Raw genomic sequence first — 17,351 nt, forward strand, 5'->3', positions numbered from 1 at the left:
CTGTGGTAGCCCTTCGGGCAGGCCATACGGGGATGACGGAAGAAGCCCAAGTTGGGAGGTCTGCTGCGCGAGCTACTACGAAAGCGCGCGCCCTGCGGGCACGCAGGGCTGTACCGGGGGGAGGAAAGCGTGCCCTGCGCCTCTGCCGTCCCGACTTACGCACTACTCGTCCAGCTCAGGCCGCTGCCGCCGTGCCGGGCTCAGCGGGCTTGGGTCGCTGCCGGGTGCGGGGCTGAGGGCTCAGGTCACTTCGGCAGCTTCGCCCACGCCTCGGCCGCGACCGCCTTCGCCGCCGCGCACGCCTGGTCCACCGGCGTGCCGGAAGGCAGGCTGACCGTCACGATCGCCAGCTCCTGCACCCCGCCCTCGAAGGGGATGTGCGTGGTCTCCGCCGCGCAGAACGCCACCGTGGCGGAGGCCGACTTCAGGATCACCGTGGGACGGCCGCCCACGTCCTCCCGCACGGCGTTGTCGCCGCCGGGGGTCGTGGGCGTGCCGATGGCGTAGGTGACCCGGGCACGGGGCGTGGAGGCGGTGCCGTCGTTGCTCCACCGGCATTGGTGGCGGGCCGGGTAGACCCGCACCTTGGGCGAGGACAGTCCGGGCACCTGGGCCAGGCTCGCGCGTGCCGCCTCGCACGCGTCCAGCTTCCCGACCGACTTGGCCGGGTACTTCCAGTGCTCGGCCTTCTTCGCCAGCACGACGTCCGCGGTCGTCTCGGTGGCGCGGTCGACGATCTCGCAGAGCTCCTGGGTCGTCGCCGAGCCGGAGCTGAAGTTGTCGACGCTCACCGCCAACGTCACCAGGTCCTCGAACACGATCCGGCGCGCGCACCGGTTCGAGGCGTCGGGGTCCTCGGCGATCCGGAGGCCGTCGTAGTCCTCGACGGAGCCCTTGAGCTCGCTCTCGGACTCCAACTGCTCCAAGGTGCCGAACGTGACCTCCAGCTTGGCCCCGCTCTTGGTGGTCACGGTCAGCAGGCAGCTGTCCAACGACTCCCGCGCGCCCTGGGCGACCTCGCCGAACTCCTTGAGGTCCCGCGCCTGGACGAAACCGCAGGGATCGACCGCGGCCAGGTCGCCCAGCAGGTCCTCGGCCGTGACCTGGGTCTTCGGCTTGCTAGTGGGCGTGGGGTCGGGCACCGGCGTGGGCGTTCCCGTCACGTGCGTGGTGCACGCCCCCAACGCGACCGCCACCAGCGCAACGCCCACAACCCGCCTGATCATGCGGCGCAGCGTAAGCGACCCGCCCCGCCCGGAGGCCCGGTATCGCGTGGAATCAGGCTCGCCAGGGCAGGAAATCGAGCAGCGGGGCGAGCAGGTTGCCCACCGCTTCGCGCAGCGGCGGCACGAAGATGATCAGCGCCACCAGCAGTGCCACGTAGGGGGCGATCCCGCCGCCCTTGCGCTTCGCCGCCACCGCCCACCCCTCGAACCACCGACCCGATCCAGCATCGCACACGGCTCAGCGGGCCAGGTCGGGGAGGCGTTGGGCCACCTCGTCGGGGGACGGCATGCGGGCGATCTCGGCGGCCAGGGCGCGGGCCGCGTCGCGGTGGTCGTTGCCGGCCAGCAGTTTCCAGGTCAGGTCGGCGATCGCCGCCGGTTCGTCGAGCACCAGGCCCGCCCCCGCCGCGGTGACCGCCTCGGCGTTGGCGAACTGGTCCGCGCCCTGTGGCACCAGCAGCTGCGGGACGCCGGCGGCGAGTGCGCCGAGTGTCGTGCCGCTGCCGCCGTGGTGCACGGCGACGTCCACATGCGGCCACAGGTCGGCCTGGTCCACCCAGTCCCGCACGGTCACGTTGTGCGGCACGCTCCCCAGCTCGTCGGGGCGCACGCGTCCGGCGGCGACGACGATGTGGGCGTCCAACGCGGCCAGCCCGCGCACGGCGGCGGCCAGGATTTCCGGTGTGCCGAACGCGGTGCCGAGGGTGAGGTAGATCAGCGGCCGGCCGTCACGCAGGACGCGGCGGGCCGGTTCGGAGAAGGCCACCGGGCGCAGCTCCACCCGGTCCTGGGTGGCCAGGAAGTCCTTGTCCTGCAACGACGGTGGGCAGATGTCGAGGTGCACTCCCCCGACCGGCCGCACCAAGCCGATGCCTTCGGGGAACATCCGCCCGAACCCGTGCCAGACCCCCGGGACACCCGCAACCCGAGCCGCCTCCGCGGCCCCCGGCACACCCCACCCGTGCACGACGAGGTCGGGTTCGAGCCGCGCCAGGTCCGCCGCGAGGTCCTCGGCGTAGACCTCGTAGAACGCGTCCGCCGGCCGGAACGGCCGCAGCCCGTGCGCTTCGAGCGGACCGTGCACCGCTTCCCCCGCCGCGAAGTGCACCTCGTGCCCGGCGGCTCGGGCGGCGATGGCGAGCGGGACGAGCGGGTAGGTGTGGCCGACCGACGCCAAGCTGACGAAGAGCACGCGCATGGCGGGAAAATCTACGCCGTCCGGCCGTGCCCCGGCACCGGTTTGGACGACCAATTGGGCGCGCTCCCAAGACGGGCGAGGTCGGGGCTCGTCTTGACAGCGCGCGCATACTCATGTGGTCTAGACCAAAGGAGTCGCCGTGACCCGCATCCTGGACCTGGACCGCGACGCCCTGGCCGCCCTGCGCGGCCGGGAGTTGACCGAGGCCGTGGCCGCCGGCGAGGGCCGCACCGTCGTCGCCGAGGTGTTCGCCGACCGCGCCGCGCTGGCCTTCTCCCCCACCGGACCGGCCGTGCACAACATGGAGCTGATGGCGGCGTTCGGCGCGGACGTCCTGGTGCTCAACATGATCGACCGCGCCTGGGACGGCAAGCGCTTCCACTTCCCCGGCCTGGGCACGCTCCCCGACCTGGCCGCGCTGGCCGACCGGGTGGGTCGGCCGATCGGGGTGAACCTGGAGCCCGGGGACGTCCCCCGCCTGCGCCGGGCCACCCCGGAGACGGCCCGACGGCTGGTCGACGCGGGCGCGGCGCTGCTGAGCCTGACCGCCAACCCCAGCACGGACGGCACCTTCGACGGGCTCACGCGGGTCACCGGAGAGCTGCGGGCCGCGCTGGGCGCGGACGCGGCGCTGTGGTCGGGCAAGATGCACCACGCCGGCCACCGGGAACGCATCACCACCGCCCGCCTGACCGGCCTGGTGGACGCGGGCGCGGACGGGGTGATCATGCCGTTGCCCGGCACGCTGCCCGGGGTCACGCGGGAGTCGGCCGCCGAGGCGGTCGCGGCTGTGCAGGACGCGGGTGCGGTGGTGATGGGCGCGATCGGCACCAGCCAGGAGGGCGCGCACACCACCGTGGTACCGCAACTGGCGTTGACCGCCAAGGAGATCGGCGTCGACGCGCACCACATCGGCGACTGCTTCCTGCCCGGCATGGGCGACCCGGAACTGCTGTACGCGTACTCGGTCGCCATCCGCGGTCGCCGCCACACGTGGACGCGAATGGCGCTCAGCGGACGCCGCTAGACAAAGTCGCTGGGCCAGGTCGCCGGGCCGAGCCGCCAGGCCGAGTCACCGGGCCGGGCCGCTGGGTCAGGTCGCCGGGCCGGGCCGCTGAGTCAGGTCGCCGGGCCGGGGAAGTCGGTCAAGCTGGCAGGCCCGCGGCGGCTCGACAGCGGTGTTCTTCCCAAGGCCGGCGCAGGGCCGCGAACTGGTCGGCCGCCTCCAGGAACAGCGCCGACGCCTGCCTGGTCTGACCCGCCGCACGGCGCAGTTCCGCCCGGACCTCCCACAGGGCCGCCGTCCACGGACCGCCCTGCCACAGGCCGCCGATCCGCTCGGCCTCCGCGAGGTGCCGCCGCGCCCGACCCAGGTCGTCCGCGCGGGCGCAGGCGCGGGCCGCCTCGGTCCGGAACACCATCGAGCACGGCTCGCACACGTGCTCCGAGGCCAGCAGCCGCTCACCCTCCCGCACCGCGCTCAACGCGTCCACCAGCCCGCCCGCCGCGAGCACCCGCAGCCCGTGCACCCGGATGACCAGGTGCGACCGGATCCCCGAGGCCCGTGCGAGCGGCATGGCCCGCTCCAGCAGCGCCACGGCGAACGCCCGGTCACCGCGCCGCACGCTCACCTCCGCGGCCCGCTCCAACGCGATGCACCGGGCCGACGCGCACCCCGCCCGCTCCGCGTCCACCAGCGACCGGGACAGGTGCGCCACGGCGTCGTCGAGGCGCCCGGACAGCAGCGCGAACTCGCCCAGCAGCAGGTGCGCCAACGCCCGCCCGCCCGCGGAGCCCGCGTCGGTGGCGATGGCGAGCAGGTCGCGGCCGAACGCCTCCGCGCCCTCGTGGCCCTCCGGCCCGTACAGGTAGAACTCCTGGAAGCACAGGTGCGCGTCGAACACCGCCACCTCCAGCTCGGTCGACCGGCGCACCGAGTCCACGAACTCCCGGCGGAACTGCTCGTGCCACGTGCCCCGCGCGTAGGCGACCAGGGCCAGCAGCGTCGACGCCTCGCCCAGCTCGTGCCCGAGGTTGGCGTCCAGGGCCAGGGCGCGGGCGCGCTTGGCCAGCCGCTCGGCCTCCTCCAGGTTGCGCCGCCCCCACGCGACCAGCCCGTTGGCCACCGCCACGGCCACGGTCTCCGCCACCGACGGCGGGTCGCCGCCCTCGGCCAGCGCGGACTCGTAGAGGGCGACCGTCTCGGCGTCCGGGCTGACGCCGATGCGTTCCCGCAGCGCTCGTCTGAGCCGTTCGTACTGGCGCAGGGCCTCCCGCCGCCGCCCGGCCGCGAGGTGCCGCCGCATCAGCGCCCGGTGGGCCTCCTCGTCGGTCTCGTCCCACTCCAGCAGCCGCTCCCAGTCGCCGGCGGCGCGCAGCAGCGCCAGGTAGCGGGTCCGGACCTTCGTGCGCCGCTCCTCCGCCCACCACTCGTAACGGTCGTCGGGCAGCAGGTCACCGGTGTACAGGGCGGCGGCGGCGCTGCACGCGGCGGCGTCGCCGGAGGCCAGCGCGTCGTCGGCGGCCCGGTCGAACCGCTCCAGGTCGCACGCCAGCGCCGCGTCCGGGCACAGCTCCAGCACGTGCCCGGTCACCGCGATGGCGTCCGGGCCGCCGAGCGCGCGGCGGGCGTAGTGGACGGCCTTGCGCAGGTTCGCGCCGGCCGCCTCGGCGGGCAGCCCCGGCCACAGCAGCTCCATCGCCTGTTCCCGGTGCATGCGGTGCCCGGACTCGATCGCCAGGAGCTTCACCAGGTCGGCGGCTCGCCTGCTGCGCCAGGAGTCGGTGGGGACGGGTTTGCCGTCGACCACGACGTCGAACCCGCCGAGCACCCGCACCCGGCAGGTGACCTGCATGGCGCAACCGTACGCCCGGACGCGCGGGAACGCTTTGGGAACGCGGCCCGACCTAGCGTTGCCCCGCACGCGACCCAAGACCCCGAGGAGGGCGCGATGCTGTTCATGGACGTGCACAACCACCTGCCCGAAGGCGCCACCGCCAAGGACGTCGCCGAGGCGCACGCCGCAGACATGCGCACGCAGGACCAGTACGGCGTGAAGTACCTGCACTACTGGGTCGACGACTCGGCGGGCAAGGTGTTCTGCCTGGTCGAGGCCCCCGACGCCGAGGCCGCCCACCGGGTCCACCGCGAGGCCCACGGCCTGGTCGCCGACGAGATCTACCCGGTCACGCAGGGATGAGGAGACAACGACGATGAGCATCGCAGCGGCCAAGAGCCTGGAATCCCCCGAGGAGACCCGCCGGTTCCCGCACGGTCACGTCGACCTGGTCACCGTCGGCGGCACCACCGCCGGCAAGGCCGAGTTCGAACCGGGCTGGCGCTGGTCCACCGACGTGGCCCCGATCGCCGGCACGAAGTCCTGTCAGGCTTCGCACACCGGCTACGTCCTGTCCGGCCACATGCACATCCGCATGGACGACGGCACCGAAGCCGAGGTCGGCCCCGGCGACGCGATGGTGGTCGAGCCCGGCCACGACGCGTGGGTCGTGGGGGACGAGAACTGCGTGATGGTGGACTTCACCGGCCTGGAGAACTACGCCAAGCAGTGACCGCTCGGTCACGCGGAGCCCCCGGCAACCCGCCGGGGGCTTCGTCCACTTCGGAGTCCCGCACTGTGCACAGTGGCCGGGAGCTGCTCTGATCCACCGTTCAGACAACGTTCACGAAGCTAAACTTGATTCATTCCAGAAAATGCGGAAGACTCGTCCCGTGCCCACGGTCCCCGAGTTCGAGCAGATGCTGCGCCGCGCGTCGCTGCGCGTCACGAGCCCGCGGCTGGCCGTGCTGTCCGCGGTGCACGAGCACCCCCACGCCGACACCGACTCGATCATCGGCGTCGTGCGGGAGAACCTGGGCACGGTGTCGCACCAAGCCGTCTACGACGTGCTCCGCGCGCTGACCACCGCCGGGCTGCTGCGGCGCATCGAGCCCTCGGGTTCGGTCGCCCGCTACGAGGCCAGGGTCGGCGACAACCACCACCACGTCGTGTGCCGGTCCTGCGGGGTGATCGCCGACGTCGACTGCTCGGTCGGCCACGCGCCCTGCCTGACCGCGTCCGACGACCACGGCTTCAGCATCGACGAGGCCGAGGTCGTCTACTGGGGCACCTGTCCCGCCTGCAAGTCCGCAACCGCTTGAAATCCCCCGGAAGGATGCCCGTGTCCGACAGCCCGAACGCCGTCATCGGAGAGCTGAACGAGGAGGGCGCCGCCGGCTGCCCCGTCTCCGCCGGCCGGATCAACCACCCGACCGAAGGCGGCAGCAACCGCGACTGGTGGCCGAACCAGCTCAACCTGAAGATCCTGCGCAAGCACCCGGCCGTCGCGAACCCGATGGGCGAGGACTTCGACTACTCGGCGGAGTTCCTCAGCCTGGACCTCGACGCCCTGGCCAAGGACGTCGACGAGGTGCTGACGACGTCGAAGGACTGGTGGCCCGCGGACTTCGGCCACTACGGGCCGTTCATGATCCGCATGGCGTGGCACAGCGCGGGCACCTACCGCGTGCACGACGGCCGCGGCGGCGCGGGCGCGGGCATGCAGCGGTTCGCCCCGCTCAACAGCTGGCCGGACAACGGCAACCTGGACAAGGCCCGCCGCCTGCTGTGGCCGGTCAAGAAGAAGTACGGCCGCAAGATCTCCTGGGCCGACCTGATGATCTTCACCGGCAACCGCGCCCTGGAGACGATGGGCTTCAAGACCTTCGGCTTCGCCGGTGGCCGCGCGGACGTGTGGGAGCCCGACGAGGACGTGTACTGGGGCCCGGAGCGCACCTGGCTGGGCGACGAGCGCTACTCGGGTGACCGCAACCTGGAGAACCCGCTCGCGGCCGTGCAGATGGGCCTGATCTACGTCAACCCCGAGGGCCCCAACGGCAACCCGGACCCGCTGGCCGCCGCCCGCGACATCCGCGAGACCTTCGGCCGCATGGCGATGAACGACGAGGAGACCGTCGCGCTGATCGCCGGCGGCCACACCTTCGGCAAGACCCACGGCGCGGCCGACCCGAACCAGTTCGTCGGCCCCGAGCCCGAGGGCGCCCCGCTGGAGGAGATGGGCCTGGGCTGGAAGAACACCTTCGGCTCCGGCAAGGGCCGCGACACCATCACCAGCGGCCTGGAAGTCACCTGGACGCCGACCCCGGCGCAGTGGAGCAACTGGTTCTTCCACAACCTGTTCGAGTACGAGTGGGAGCTGACCAAGAGCCCCGCCGGCGCCCACCAGTGGACCCCGAAGGACGGCAAGGCGCGCAACACCGTCCCGGACCCCGAGGACGGCAAGCTCAACCGCGCGCCGGGCATGCTCACCACCGACCTGGCGCTGCGCTTCGACCCGGTCTACGAGCAGATCTCCCGCCGCTTCTACGAGAACCCCGACCAGTTCGCGGACGCCTTCGCCCGCGCCTGGTTCAAGCTGACCCACCGCGACATGGGCCCGATCCAGCGCTACCTCGGCCCGCTGGTGCCGCAGGAGGAACTGGTCTGGCAGGACCCGGTCCCGGCCGTGGACCACGAGCTGGTCGACGCCGCCGACGTGGCCGCGCTCAAGCAGCAGATCCTGGCCACCGGCCTCACGGTGTCCCAGCTGGTGACCACCGCGTGGGCGTCGGCCTCCACCTTCCGCGGCAGCGACAAGCGGGGCGGCGCGAACGGCGCCCGCATCCGCCTGGAGCCGCAGCGCAGCTGGGAGGTCAACGAGCCCGAGCAGCTCTCGATCGTGCTGCGCGCCCTGGAGGGCGTCCAGGAGACCTTCAACAAGGCCCAGACCGGCGGCAAGAAGGTCTCCCTGGCCGACCTGATCGTCCTCGGCGGCGTCGCGGCCGTCGAGCAGGCGGCGAGCGCGGCGGGCGTGCCCGTCACCGTCCCGTTCACCCCGGGCCGCACCGACGCCTCCCAGGAGCAGACCGACGCGGACTCCTTCGCGGCGATGGAACCCACCGCCGACGGCTTCCGCAACTACCTGGGCAAGGGCAACCGCCTGCCGGCCGAGTTCCTGCTGGTCGACCGGGCCAACCTGCTCACCCTGAGCGCCCCGGAGCTGACCGTGCTCGTGGGCGGCCTGCGCGTCCTGGGCACCAACCACAAGCGCTCGGAGTTGGGCGTCCTGACCGGCGCCCCGGGCTCCCTGACCAACGACTTCTTCGTGAACCTGCTCGACATGGACACGGAGTGGAAGCCCACCTCGTCCGAGGCGGAAACCTTCGAGGGCCGCGACCGCACGACCGGCGAGGTCAAGTGGACCGGCAGCCGAGTCGACCTGGTCTTCGGCTCGAACTCCGAACTCCGCGCGGTCGCGGAGGTCTACGCCTCCGACGACGCCAAGGAGAAGTTCGTCCACGACTTCGTGTCCGCCTGGGCAAAGGTCATGGACCTGGACCGCTTCGACGTGGCCTGATCACCTGATGTCGAGGGAACTCCGGGTCGGCCCAACCGGCCCGGAGTTCCTGCACCTCCGGCACCGCCGGCGCAGGTTTTTCACGAAGCTGCCGCACGGCACTCCCCCACCTGGGCTTCTTGCTTGTGTCATCCCCGTATGGCCTGCCCGAAGGGCTACCACAGATTTCCCCGGGTGCAGCCGAAAGTTTTTGCGAGGAACGAGCAAAAAGTTTTAGCGGCACCCGGGGAAATCTGTGGTTGGCTCCGCCAGGCCATACGGGGATGACACAAGCAAGAAGCCCGCGCCCTTTCTTTTGTGTCCATCCTTGGCGGCCTGCCCGCCGGCGAGGCGCTTTCAATCCCTAGACTCAACGCTCCGCTCTGAAGCCCACGCTACGCGGGTCCAAACGCAACACGCTCCGCGCTCGCAGGCTCGAACGCGCTCCGCGCGCGATCCACCACAGCCAAGGCGTCGTCCAATGCGGCCAACCCAATAGCCGCGTCGGAGTCCGTGATGTTCAGCGGCGGGGCTACGTGGACGCGGTTGGCCAGCACCAACGTCAGCAGGTCTCGGTCCAGACAAGCTCGGATGAAGGCGGTCATCTCCGGGCCACCGGTGGGCAAGGGCTCCTTGGTGGCCTGGTCCGCGACCAGTTCAAGCGTCCACAACGCACCGATGCCCCGCACATCACCCACACACGGATGGCCAGCCAGGCGCTCGAGCCCCGGTCTGAGGACCTCCTCGCCCAATCGGGCTGCCGCCGCCACCGTCCCCTCCTCGTGCATGGCCTCGATCGCACCGACCGCCGCCGCACACGCCAGTGGGTGGCCGCTGTAGGTCAGGCCCGCCGGATAAGGGCGTTCAGTGAACACCCGATGGATCCGGTCGCCCACCAACACCCCACCCAACGGCACGTACCCCGAGTTAACGCCCTTCGCGAACACCAACAAATCCGGGGCCACCCCCTCGTGATCGCAAGCGAACCACGCCCCGGTGCGTCCAAAGCCAGTCAGAACCTCATCGGCAATGTGAACGATCCCGTGCCGCGTACAAAGCTCCCGCACCCCGCGCAAGTAACCCACCGGCGGCACAACCACGCCCGAACTGCCGGTAACCGACTCCAGCACCAACGCCGCAATCGTCGTCGGCCCTCTTGCAGGATCACCTGCTCAAGGTGCGCAAGCGCACGTTCACCCTCATCCTCCGGCGTCATCGCACCAAACACCGACCGGTACAAAAACGGGCCGAAGAAGTGCACCACACCAGCCATCCCGGTGTCCGACGCCCAACGGCGGGGGTCACCGGTCAGGTGAATCGAAGTACTTGTAGAGCCGTGGTAGGACCGGTAAGCGGCCAACACCTTGGGACGACCGGTGACCAACCGGGCCATTCGAACCGCGTGCTCAATCCCCTCCGTGCCACCCGTGGTGAACAAAACATGACCCAACCCCTCCGGCGCGACCTCGACGATCAGCCGGGCCGCCTCACCTCGGACATCATTGGCGTGCGCCGGAGCCAGGGTGCACAAACGGTCCGCCTGTACCTTGATGGCCGCCACAACCTTCGGGTGCTGGTGCCCCAGGTTGGTGAACACCAACTGCGAGCTGAAATCCAGGTACCGCCGGCCATCCCCAGCCACCACATGACTGCCCTCCCCTGCCACGATCGTGGGCACGTGACGCGGGCCTTGGGCTACCCAGGGGTGGAAGACCAGCTCGTCGAGGTCCATGACGCCAGTGTCGGACCACCCCCGGGAAGCGGCCAGTTCAGCTCAGCGTGAGCGCGTACACCTCCACCCGAGGATCATCCGGCAGCGTCAGCGACCGCACGGTCTTCGTCGGGTCCAGGCCCGCGCGCAGGCCGAACAGGCGCACCGGAGGGCCGTCCACGCCCTTGCCCGCCTTGATCCGGTGCGGCATGTCGAGCACCACCGTGCCGCCCGAGCCCGCCCAGTCCCCCACCGTCACGGGCAGCTCAGCCGTCGTCCCGTCGGTGTACCGGACGGCGACCGCCGTCGTGACGGGGCCGTTGTGCGACGCCGCCACCACGTTGAGCGCCTGGTACTGCCCGGTGGGCAGCAGCACGGCCTGACCTCGGGACTCCACGAAGTTCGCCGCCGTCCCGGTCGGATCCGGAACCACGTAAGTCACCCCTCCCCACGTCACCGGACCGGTGGGCAGCAGGTCGGCGTCATAACTCCAGCCCTGGCCGTCGAAGTCGCCCGACGCCGGGGCGGCGACGGTGGCGGTGCCGTCGTGGTTGAGCTCGCGGGTCAGGTCGACCGCGCACGGCGTGCCGACGCAGTTCACCGCCTCACGCACCTCGACGGTCGCCGTCCTGGTCACGGTGTTCGGCCCATGCACAACGACCTCGACCGGATACGTGCCGACCGGGGTACCGGCGGGCACCGTCACGGTGAGCGTCACCGTCCGCTGCACGGGCAGTCGACCAGACACCAGCACCATCGGCTGGACACGCGAGATCTCCCAGCCGGCAGGGGCAGTGGCCTCCACGGAGGCGACGACCGCACCCGGAGCCTGGGCCAGGACGTCCAACGGGAAGGTCACCGTCTGCGAGGTGCTCGACGTCGGCAGCACAGCGGCGTTCCCGCGCAGCGACGCGTCCACGTGCTGCCGCCCGTCCGGCCGGGCGCGGTTGATCGACGGCGGCTCCGCACCCCGGCCGGTCCCCCACGACGACGGCTCCGTGCCCAGCCGATGAGCCAGTGTCCCGCCACGCGCCACGTCGTCCCAGTCCAGCCACGTGCGCTGGACGTCCCGACCGTTCAAGGACACGCCTTGCACGTACCGGGTCGCGTCGCTCGCGCCCGGCGCGGTGATCCGCAGGACGCGGCCCTGTCCAGTGTGGACGGTCGCGGAGGGGAACTGCGGGCTCGACAGGGCCAGGAAATCGCCGCCGCTCATCGTCGGGTACAGGCCCAGCGAAGAGAACACGTACCACGCCGACATCGTGCCCAGGTCGTCGTTGCCGGTCATGCCGTCCGGACCGGTGGTGAACAACGTCATCGCCGCCCGCACGACCGTCGCCGTCTTCCACGGCGTCCCGGCGGACAGGTAGAAGTACGGCGCCAGCAGGTCCGGCTCGTTGTTGGGGTTGTAGGTGGGCTTGCCGTAGTAGTCGTAGGGCTGGGTGATCCAGTCCTCGCGGACCGTGCGCGCCGGGTCGACCAGCAGCTTGTCGTGCGCGAAGAACGCGTCCAGCCGCCGTTCCGCCGCCGCGCGCCCGCCCATCAGCTCGACCAGGCCGTTCGGGTCCTGCGGGACCAGCCACTGGTACTGGAACGCCCCGCCCTCGTGGAACTGGTGCCCGGCGTCGACCGGGTTGTAGGGCGTCAGCCACGTGCCCTCGACCGTGCGCGGCCGGAAGTGCTCGCCGTCCCACAGGTTGCGGTACCACTGGCCGCGCTGCTCGAACACGCGGGCGTCGGCGTCGTGGCCCAGGCCGCGGGCCATGACCGCCAGCGACGCGTCGGCCGCCGCGTACTCCAGGGTCGCCGAGGCCGGGTGCACGCAGTCGTTGTCGCCGCCCTTGTGCCGGCAGTCCGTGCCCACCTCCAGGCCGGACGGGAGGTAGCCGCGTTCGGCGTAGTGCTCGACGCCGGACCGGCCGTTGTAGGGCGAGTCGGCGGGCGGCACGCTGGTCGCGTTGCGCTTGAGCAGCTCGTACGCCTCCTGCTCGTGGCCCGCCAGCAGCCCGCGCGACCACGCCTCGACCAGGAACGGCGTCACCGGGTCGCCGGTCATGATGTTGGTCTCGCTGTTGGCCAGCGCCCAGCGGGGCAGCCAGCCGCCGTCCCGCCCGGCCGCCACGACCGACAGGGCGACATCCCGGGCCACCTGCGGTTCGAGCAGTTCCAGCAGCTGGTTCTGCGGCCGGTAGGTGTCCCACAGCGACAGGTTCTGGTACGGCGTGTACCCCTGCGCCACATGGGTCTTGCCGTCGAACCCGGCGTACCGGCCGTCCACGTCCCCGGCCAGGTTCGGGTGCAACAGCGAGTGGTAGAGGGCCGTGTAGAAGGCAACACGCCGCTCGGGCGCCCCGCCCTCGATCTGGACCTGGTTCAGGCGCTCGACCCATGCCCGGTGCGCTTCCGCACGCACGGCGTCGAAGTCGTAAGAGCCGCTGGTCTCGGCCGCGAGGTTGCGCCGCGCGCCCTCGACACCCGTGTAGGACAGGCCGACCTTGAGCACCACGTCCTGGTCGGCGGAGGCGTCGAACGTGACCCATGCGCCGTTGCCGCCCGTGCCCGCCGCGTCCGGCACGCCGGGTGACTTCGTGCTGCCGCGCCATGTGCCGAAGCTCGCGAAGGGCCGGTCGAAGCTCGCCGTGAAGTAGACGGTGTGCTCGTCGTGGCCCGCGCAGAACCGCCCCGCGCGGACCCGGCCTTCCAGCGTGCGGTCACCGACGACGTGCACCTCCGAGTCGAGCACCTGCTGGTTGGCGCGCCCGGTGTTGAACAGGACGTTCGCCGGGCCGGCCGGGAAGGTGTAGCGCTGCCAGCCGGTGCGCGGGGTCGCGGTGAGCTCGACGTCGACGCCGTAGCGCTGGAGGCCCACGCGGTAGTAGCCCGGCGTGGCCTCCTCGTCGTCGTGGGAGAACTTCGAGCGGTAGCCGGTGGTGTCAACGTTGTCCACCGGCCCGGTCGTGGGCATGACGGGCAGCTCGCCGGCGACGCCGCAGCCCACCCCGGACAGGTGGGTCTGGCTGAAGCCGAGGATCGAGTCCTGGAGGTAGTCGTACCCGCCCTGACCGCCGGTGTCCGGGCTGACCTGCACCATGCCGAACGGGGTGCTCGCGCCGGGGAACGTGTTGCCGAAGTTCTGGGTGCCGACGAACGGGTTGACCAGCGTCGTCGGGTCGACGTCCGGTTCGCCGCGCGCGGGGTGGACGGGGATCAGCAGCGCGGCGGCCAGCAGCGCGGTCGTGCCTCGGCGGACGAGTCGCATCGGCAGGGGCCTCCTTGGTGACAACGTTGTCAACGCACGGCGTTCCCCCTGACCTTGGCGTACGCGGACGGTCGCCGTCCAGTGGCGGCGGGTGGCGGTCCGGACGTCATTTACCTATAGTGCTAGGTAGCTAGATAAATGGAGGTGACCGTGATCCAGTTCCACCTGGACGCCAGGTCCGGCCTGTCGCCCTACCAGCAGCTGGTCCAGCAGGTGCGGCACGCGCTGCGGCTCGGTCTGCTCCAGGAGGGCGACCAGCTGCCCAAGGTCAAGGACGTCGTCGCCGACCTGGCGATCAACCCCAACACCGTGCTCAAGGCCTACCGGGAGCTGGAGCACACCGGGCTGGTCGCGGCCCGACCGGGCGTCGGCACGTTCGTCACGGCGTCCTCGACCGGCGTGCCGTTCGCGACCCTCGCCCCGCTGCGCCAGGAACTGCGCCGTTGGCTGGCCAAGGCGCGCCGGGCCGGGCTGGACGACGAGAGCATCGAGGCGCTGTTCGCCGCCACGTTTCGCACCGAAGCCGGAGAGGACATAGCGTGACCGCGTTGCGGGCCCAGGGTCTGGGCAAGAAGTACAAGAGCAAGTGGGCGTTGACCCACTGCACGCTCGACATCCCCGCCGGGCACGTGACCGGACTGGTCGGCCCGAACGGCGCGGGCAAGTCCACGCTGCTCAACCTGGCGTCGGGGATGCTCGAACCCACCACTGGCACGATCGAGGTGTGCGGCGGCGTGCCCGGCAGCGGGCCGGCGCAGCTGGCCAAGGTCGGCTACGTCGCCCAGAACACCCCGGTCTACGCGGGCCTGACCGTCGAGGAGCACCTGCGGCTGGGCGCGCACCTCAACCCGGGCTGGGACGCCGCCTTGGCGCGCAAGCGGGTCGAGCGGATCGGACTGGACCCCCGGCAGGCCGCCGGGAAGCTGTCCGGTGGGCAACGCGCCCAGCTCGCGCTCACCCTCGGCATCGCCAAGCGGCCGGAACTGCTGTTGCTGGACGAGCCGGTCGCCGCGCTGGACCCGTTGGCGCGCAGGGAGTTCCTCAAGGACCTCATGGAGTCCGTCGCCGAGCACGGGCTGTCCGTGGTGATGTCCTCGCACCTGGTCGCGGACCTGGAACGGGTGTGCGACCACCTGGTGGTGCTGGTGGCCTCGCAGGTCCGGCTGGAAGGGGAGGTCGAGCACCTGCTGGCCACGCACCACCGCCTGACCGGCCCGCGCCGCGACCTGGACACGCTGCCGTCCGACCAGCACGTGGTGTCCGCGGAGCACACCGACCGGCAGACCACCGCGGTCGTGCGCACGGACGGGCCGATCCTCGACCCGGCGTGGTCGGTGGGCGGGCTGAGCCTGGAGGACCTGGTGCTGGAGTACATGAGCAACCCGGCCGCGAGCCGGCCCGCGCTGGAGGTCCTGCGATGACGTGGTTGGTGTGGCGGCAGTTCCGGGTGCCGGCGCTGTCGGTGTGCGCCGCCCTGGTGGTGGTCGCGGCGGTCCTCGCGGTCACCGGGCCGGACCTGGTGGGGCGCACGAACTTCTCCCACGTGGAGGCGCTCTACACCGGGACGCTGCTCGCGGTGTACGTGCTGCCCGCGGTCCTCGGTGTCTTCTGGGGCGCGCCGATGGTCACCCGCGAGCTGGAGACCGGCACGCACAGTCTCGTGTGGAACCAGAGCGTCACCCGCACGCGGTGGCTGGCGACGAAGTTCGCCGTCGGGGTGCCGGCGGCGATGGCGGCGGCCGGGCTGTTGACCCTCGCGGTGGGCTGGTGGGCCGCGCCCATCGACGCCGCCGCGGAGCTGGAGGGCGAGCGGTTCACCCGGATCCTGCCCGAGGTGTTCGCCGCGCGCGGTGTCGTGCCGGTCGGGTACGCCGCGTTCGCGCTGCTGCTCGGGGTGGCGGTGGGGATGGTGGTGCGCCGGACCGTGCCCGCGATGGCGTTGACGCTGGTCGTGTTCGCGGCCGTGCAGGTCCTCGTGCCGCTGCTGGTGCGGCCCCACCTGCTGCCCGCCACCGAGGAGACGGTGGTGATCACGCCGGAGAACGTGCGGCAGATCGGCGGCGACGAGAACGGCGTGATCGACTTCATGACCATCGCCCCACCCTCCGGCGCGTGGGTGCTGACCAACGAGACCGTCGACCCGGCGGGCACCGCCGTGCGACCGCTGCCGGAGGCGGTGCAGAACTGCATGCCCAAGCCCGGTTCGGGCGCGTTCCCCGAGCGCGGGGCCGTCTCCAAGTGCATGGCCCGGTTGACCGACCTGGGGTACCGCCAGCACCTGGTCTACCAGCCCGGCAGCCGGTTCTGGCCGTTGCAGTGGCTGGAGCTGGGCCTGTTCCTCGTGTTGTCGGCGCTGCTGGCTTGGTTCAGCTTCCGCCGGCTGCGCCACCTGTCCTGACCACTCGATCGAGGGGGAAACTCTTGCGCGCCATCACCATCGCCACCGCGGTCGCCCTCGCGGCCACCGCCCTGCCCGCCTTCGCCCACGCCGACCCGACACCCACTCCTGCCGACCCGCGACCCACCTCCGCCGGACCGGTCCTCACCTTACCCGCGCCGACCGGCCCGCTCCCGGTGGGCAGCACGTCGTTGCACCTCAAGGACCTCACGCGCGCGGACCCGTGGGTGCCGACCGAGCGCCGGGAACTGATGGTCACCCTGTTCTACCCAGCGTTCCCGACCGCCGGACCGCGCACGCAGTACCTCACGCCGGAAGAATCCGCGGCGATGCTCGCCGACAGCGGCCTCGCCCACCTCCCGAGCGACTTCCTCGCCCACACCCGCACCCACTCGGCCGCCGGGGCACGCCCGTTCCCCCGCCCCCACGGCCTGCCGCTGGTGGTGCTCTCCCCCGGCTACACCAAGCCCCGCGCCACCCTCACCGCTCTCGCCGAAGACCTGGCCGCCCACGGCTACGCGGTCGCCGTGATCGGCCACACCCACGAGAACTACGGCACGAGCTTCCCCGACGGCCGCTTCGCCGGGTGCGCGTCGTGCGAGGTCGACCACCTGCCGGAGTTCTGGGAGAAGCTGGCCCACGGCCGTGCGGCGGACGTGTCCTTCGTCCTCGACGAACTCCTCAAGCGACCGGGCCTGGTGGACCCGACCCGGATCGCGATGGGCGGCCACTCGGCCGGCGGCGGCAGCACGATCACCGCGATGCTCGCCGACCCCCGCATCCGCGCCGGCTTCGACCTCGACGGCCGCGTCTACACCCCCGTCCCCGACACCGGTTTCACCCGTCCCTTCCTGTTCATGGGCAAGTACCCGGCGGACTTCCCCTTCCCGCGGTGCACGCCGTGGCAGGACGACTTCGGCCGGCTGGACGGCTGGAAGCGCTGGCTGTCCGTGACGGGCGCCCAACACGCGTCCTTCACCGACCTGGGCCCCTTCGCCGACCAGTTGGGCGTGGACATCGGCGCGACCATCACCGGCGAGCGCGCCCAGGCCATCACCCGCGACTACGTGGGCGCGTTCCTGGACACCCACCTCCGGGCGAAGCGACGGCCGCTACTCGACCAGCCGTCGCCCCGCTACCCCGAGGTGGCCTTCTGCGGCTGACCC

General features: G+C 71.6%; 16 protein-coding genes. 9 read left to right on the forward strand and 7 right to left on the reverse strand.

Annotated elements, in window-relative coordinates:
- Window positions 1–245: 245 nt before the first annotated feature.
- Genes WBN91_RS30510 through WBN91_RS30520 form a run of 3 tightly spaced genes read right to left on the reverse strand, consistent with a single transcriptional unit; the run spans window position 246 to window position 2,424 of the window.
- Window positions 246–1,226, reverse strand: a complete 981-nt coding sequence (locus WBN91_RS30510) for a DUF3558 family protein (protein ID WP_337726810.1) — start codon at window positions 1,224–1,226, stop codon at window positions 246–248.
- 52 nt (window positions 1,227–1,278) lie between these two features.
- On the reverse strand, window positions 1,279–1,419 hold the full coding sequence (locus tag WBN91_RS30515) for a hypothetical protein (RefSeq protein WP_337726809.1): 141 nt from the start codon (window positions 1,417–1,419) through the stop codon (window positions 1,279–1,281).
- A 45-nt stretch (window positions 1,420–1,464) separates the two neighbouring features.
- A complete protein-coding gene (locus WBN91_RS30520; RefSeq protein ID WP_337726808.1) occupies window positions 1,465–2,424 on the reverse strand; it encodes a glycosyltransferase in 960 nt (319 codons plus the stop codon).
- 139 nt (window positions 2,425–2,563) lie between these two features.
- On the opposite strand from WBN91_RS30520, the gene WBN91_RS30525 reads away from it, so the two are divergent.
- Window positions 2,564–3,451 carry a DUF7916 family protein gene (locus WBN91_RS30525; protein WP_337726807.1) on the forward strand — a complete coding sequence of 296 codons (888 nt, stop codon included), beginning with the start codon at window positions 2,564–2,566 and terminating at the stop codon, window positions 3,449–3,451.
- Window positions 3,452–3,569: 118 nt separating this feature from the next.
- On the opposite strand, the gene WBN91_RS30530 is transcribed toward WBN91_RS30525, so the two are convergent.
- Window positions 3,570–5,279, reverse strand: a complete 1,710-nt coding sequence (locus tag WBN91_RS30530; RefSeq protein ID WP_337726806.1) for an AfsR/SARP family transcriptional regulator — start codon at window positions 5,277–5,279, stop codon at window positions 3,570–3,572.
- A 96-nt stretch (window positions 5,280–5,375) separates the two neighbouring features.
- Between WBN91_RS30530 and WBN91_RS30535 the strand changes: the two genes are divergently transcribed.
- The 4 genes from WBN91_RS30535 (at window position 5,376) to katG (ending at window position 8,838) form a co-directional block, all read left to right on the forward strand.
- A complete protein-coding gene (locus WBN91_RS30535) occupies window positions 5,376–5,624 on the forward strand; it encodes a DUF4242 domain-containing protein (protein WP_337726805.1) in 249 nt (82 codons plus the stop codon).
- A 13-nt stretch (window positions 5,625–5,637) separates the two neighbouring features.
- Window positions 5,638–5,994 carry a cupin domain-containing protein gene (locus WBN91_RS30540; protein WP_337726804.1) on the forward strand — a complete coding sequence of 119 codons (357 nt, stop codon included), beginning with the start codon at window positions 5,638–5,640 and terminating at the stop codon, window positions 5,992–5,994.
- A 160-nt stretch (window positions 5,995–6,154) separates the two neighbouring features.
- The gene (locus WBN91_RS30545) at window positions 6,155–6,583 is read left to right on the forward strand and encodes a Fur family transcriptional regulator (RefSeq protein ID WP_337726803.1); all 429 of its coding nucleotides are present in this window, start codon (window positions 6,155–6,157) and stop codon (window positions 6,581–6,583) included.
- A 20-nt stretch (window positions 6,584–6,603) separates the two neighbouring features.
- Window positions 6,604–8,838: a catalase/peroxidase HPI gene (gene katG, locus WBN91_RS30550; RefSeq protein WP_337726802.1), complete on the forward strand. Its 2,235-nt coding sequence runs from the start codon at window positions 6,604–6,606 to the stop codon at window positions 8,836–8,838.
- A gap of 374 nt (window positions 8,839–9,212) precedes the next feature.
- On the opposite strand, the gene WBN91_RS30555 is transcribed toward katG, so the two are convergent.
- Genes WBN91_RS30555 through WBN91_RS30565 form a run of 3 tightly spaced genes read right to left on the reverse strand, consistent with a single transcriptional unit; the run spans window position 9,213 to window position 13,787 of the window.
- The gene (locus WBN91_RS30555) at window positions 9,213–9,947 is read right to left on the reverse strand and encodes an aminotransferase class III-fold pyridoxal phosphate-dependent enzyme (RefSeq protein ID WP_337729418.1); all 735 of its coding nucleotides are present in this window, start codon (window positions 9,945–9,947) and stop codon (window positions 9,213–9,215) included.
- Complete coding sequence (locus WBN91_RS30560) at window positions 9,830–10,549, reverse strand: aminotransferase class III-fold pyridoxal phosphate-dependent enzyme (RefSeq protein WP_337726801.1); 720 nt, start codon at window positions 10,547–10,549, stop codon at window positions 9,830–9,832. The genes WBN91_RS30555 and WBN91_RS30560 overlap by 118 nt, the downstream gene beginning before the upstream one ends.
- Before the next feature lie 37 nt (window positions 10,550–10,586).
- Window positions 10,587–13,787, reverse strand: coding sequence for a GH92 family glycosyl hydrolase (locus WBN91_RS30565; protein WP_337726800.1), 3,201 nt, complete (start codon window positions 13,785–13,787; stop codon window positions 10,587–10,589).
- A gap of 150 nt (window positions 13,788–13,937) precedes the next feature.
- Between WBN91_RS30565 and WBN91_RS30570 the strand changes: the two genes are divergently transcribed.
- Genes WBN91_RS30570 through WBN91_RS30585 form a run of 4 tightly spaced genes read left to right on the forward strand, consistent with a single transcriptional unit; the run spans window position 13,938 to window position 17,348 of the window.
- Entirely contained in the window at window positions 13,938–14,330 is a 393-nt protein-coding gene (locus WBN91_RS30570) for a GntR family transcriptional regulator (RefSeq protein ID WP_337726799.1), read from the forward strand.
- Window positions 14,327–15,208 (forward strand): ABC transporter ATP-binding protein, encoded by an 882-nt coding sequence (locus WBN91_RS30575; RefSeq protein WP_337726798.1) that lies wholly within the window; start codon window positions 14,327–14,329, stop codon window positions 15,206–15,208. Before WBN91_RS30570 ends, WBN91_RS30575 begins: the two co-directional genes overlap by 4 nt.
- Window positions 15,205–16,185 (forward strand): transporter, encoded by a 981-nt coding sequence (locus WBN91_RS30580; protein WP_337726797.1) that lies wholly within the window; start codon window positions 15,205–15,207, stop codon window positions 16,183–16,185. The genes WBN91_RS30575 and WBN91_RS30580 overlap by 4 nt, the downstream gene beginning before the upstream one ends.
- A 23-nt stretch (window positions 16,186–16,208) precedes the next feature.
- Window positions 16,209–17,348: an alpha/beta hydrolase family protein gene (locus WBN91_RS30585; protein ID WP_337726796.1), complete on the forward strand. Its 1,140-nt coding sequence runs from the start codon at window positions 16,209–16,211 to the stop codon at window positions 17,346–17,348.
- Window positions 17,349–17,351: the final 3 nt, after the last annotated feature.

It is taken from the genome of Saccharothrix sp. CCNWYY140 (assembly GCF_037401995.1).
In the GTDB taxonomy this organism is placed as follows: domain Bacteria; phylum Actinomycetota; class Actinomycetes; order Mycobacteriales; family Pseudonocardiaceae; genus Actinosynnema.

Coding starts and splice junctions, on each gene's coding strand:
- WBN91_RS30535 (WP_337726805.1), top strand. CDS start 5,376: ATGCTGTTCATGGACGTGCACAACCACCTGCCCGAAGGCGCCACCGCC.
- WBN91_RS30560 (WP_337726801.1), bottom strand. CDS start 10,549: ATGGACCTCGACGAGCTGGTCTTCCACCCCTGGGTAGCCCAAGGCCCG.
- WBN91_RS30530 (WP_337726806.1), bottom strand. CDS start 5,279: ATGCAGGTCACCTGCCGGGTGCGGGTGCTCGGCGGGTTCGACGTCGTG.
- WBN91_RS30565 (WP_337726800.1), bottom strand. CDS start 13,787: ATGCGACTCGTCCGCCGAGGCACGACCGCGCTGCTGGCCGCCGCGCTG.
- WBN91_RS30510 (WP_337726810.1), bottom strand. CDS start 1,226: ATGATCAGGCGGGTTGTGGGCGTTGCGCTGGTGGCGGTCGCGTTGGGG.
- WBN91_RS30520 (WP_337726808.1), bottom strand. CDS start 2,424: ATGCGCGTGCTCTTCGTCAGCTTGGCGTCGGTCGGCCACACCTACCCG.
- WBN91_RS30540 (WP_337726804.1), top strand. CDS start 5,638: ATGAGCATCGCAGCGGCCAAGAGCCTGGAATCCCCCGAGGAGACCCGC.
- WBN91_RS30580 (WP_337726797.1), top strand. CDS start 15,205: ATGACGTGGTTGGTGTGGCGGCAGTTCCGGGTGCCGGCGCTGTCGGTG.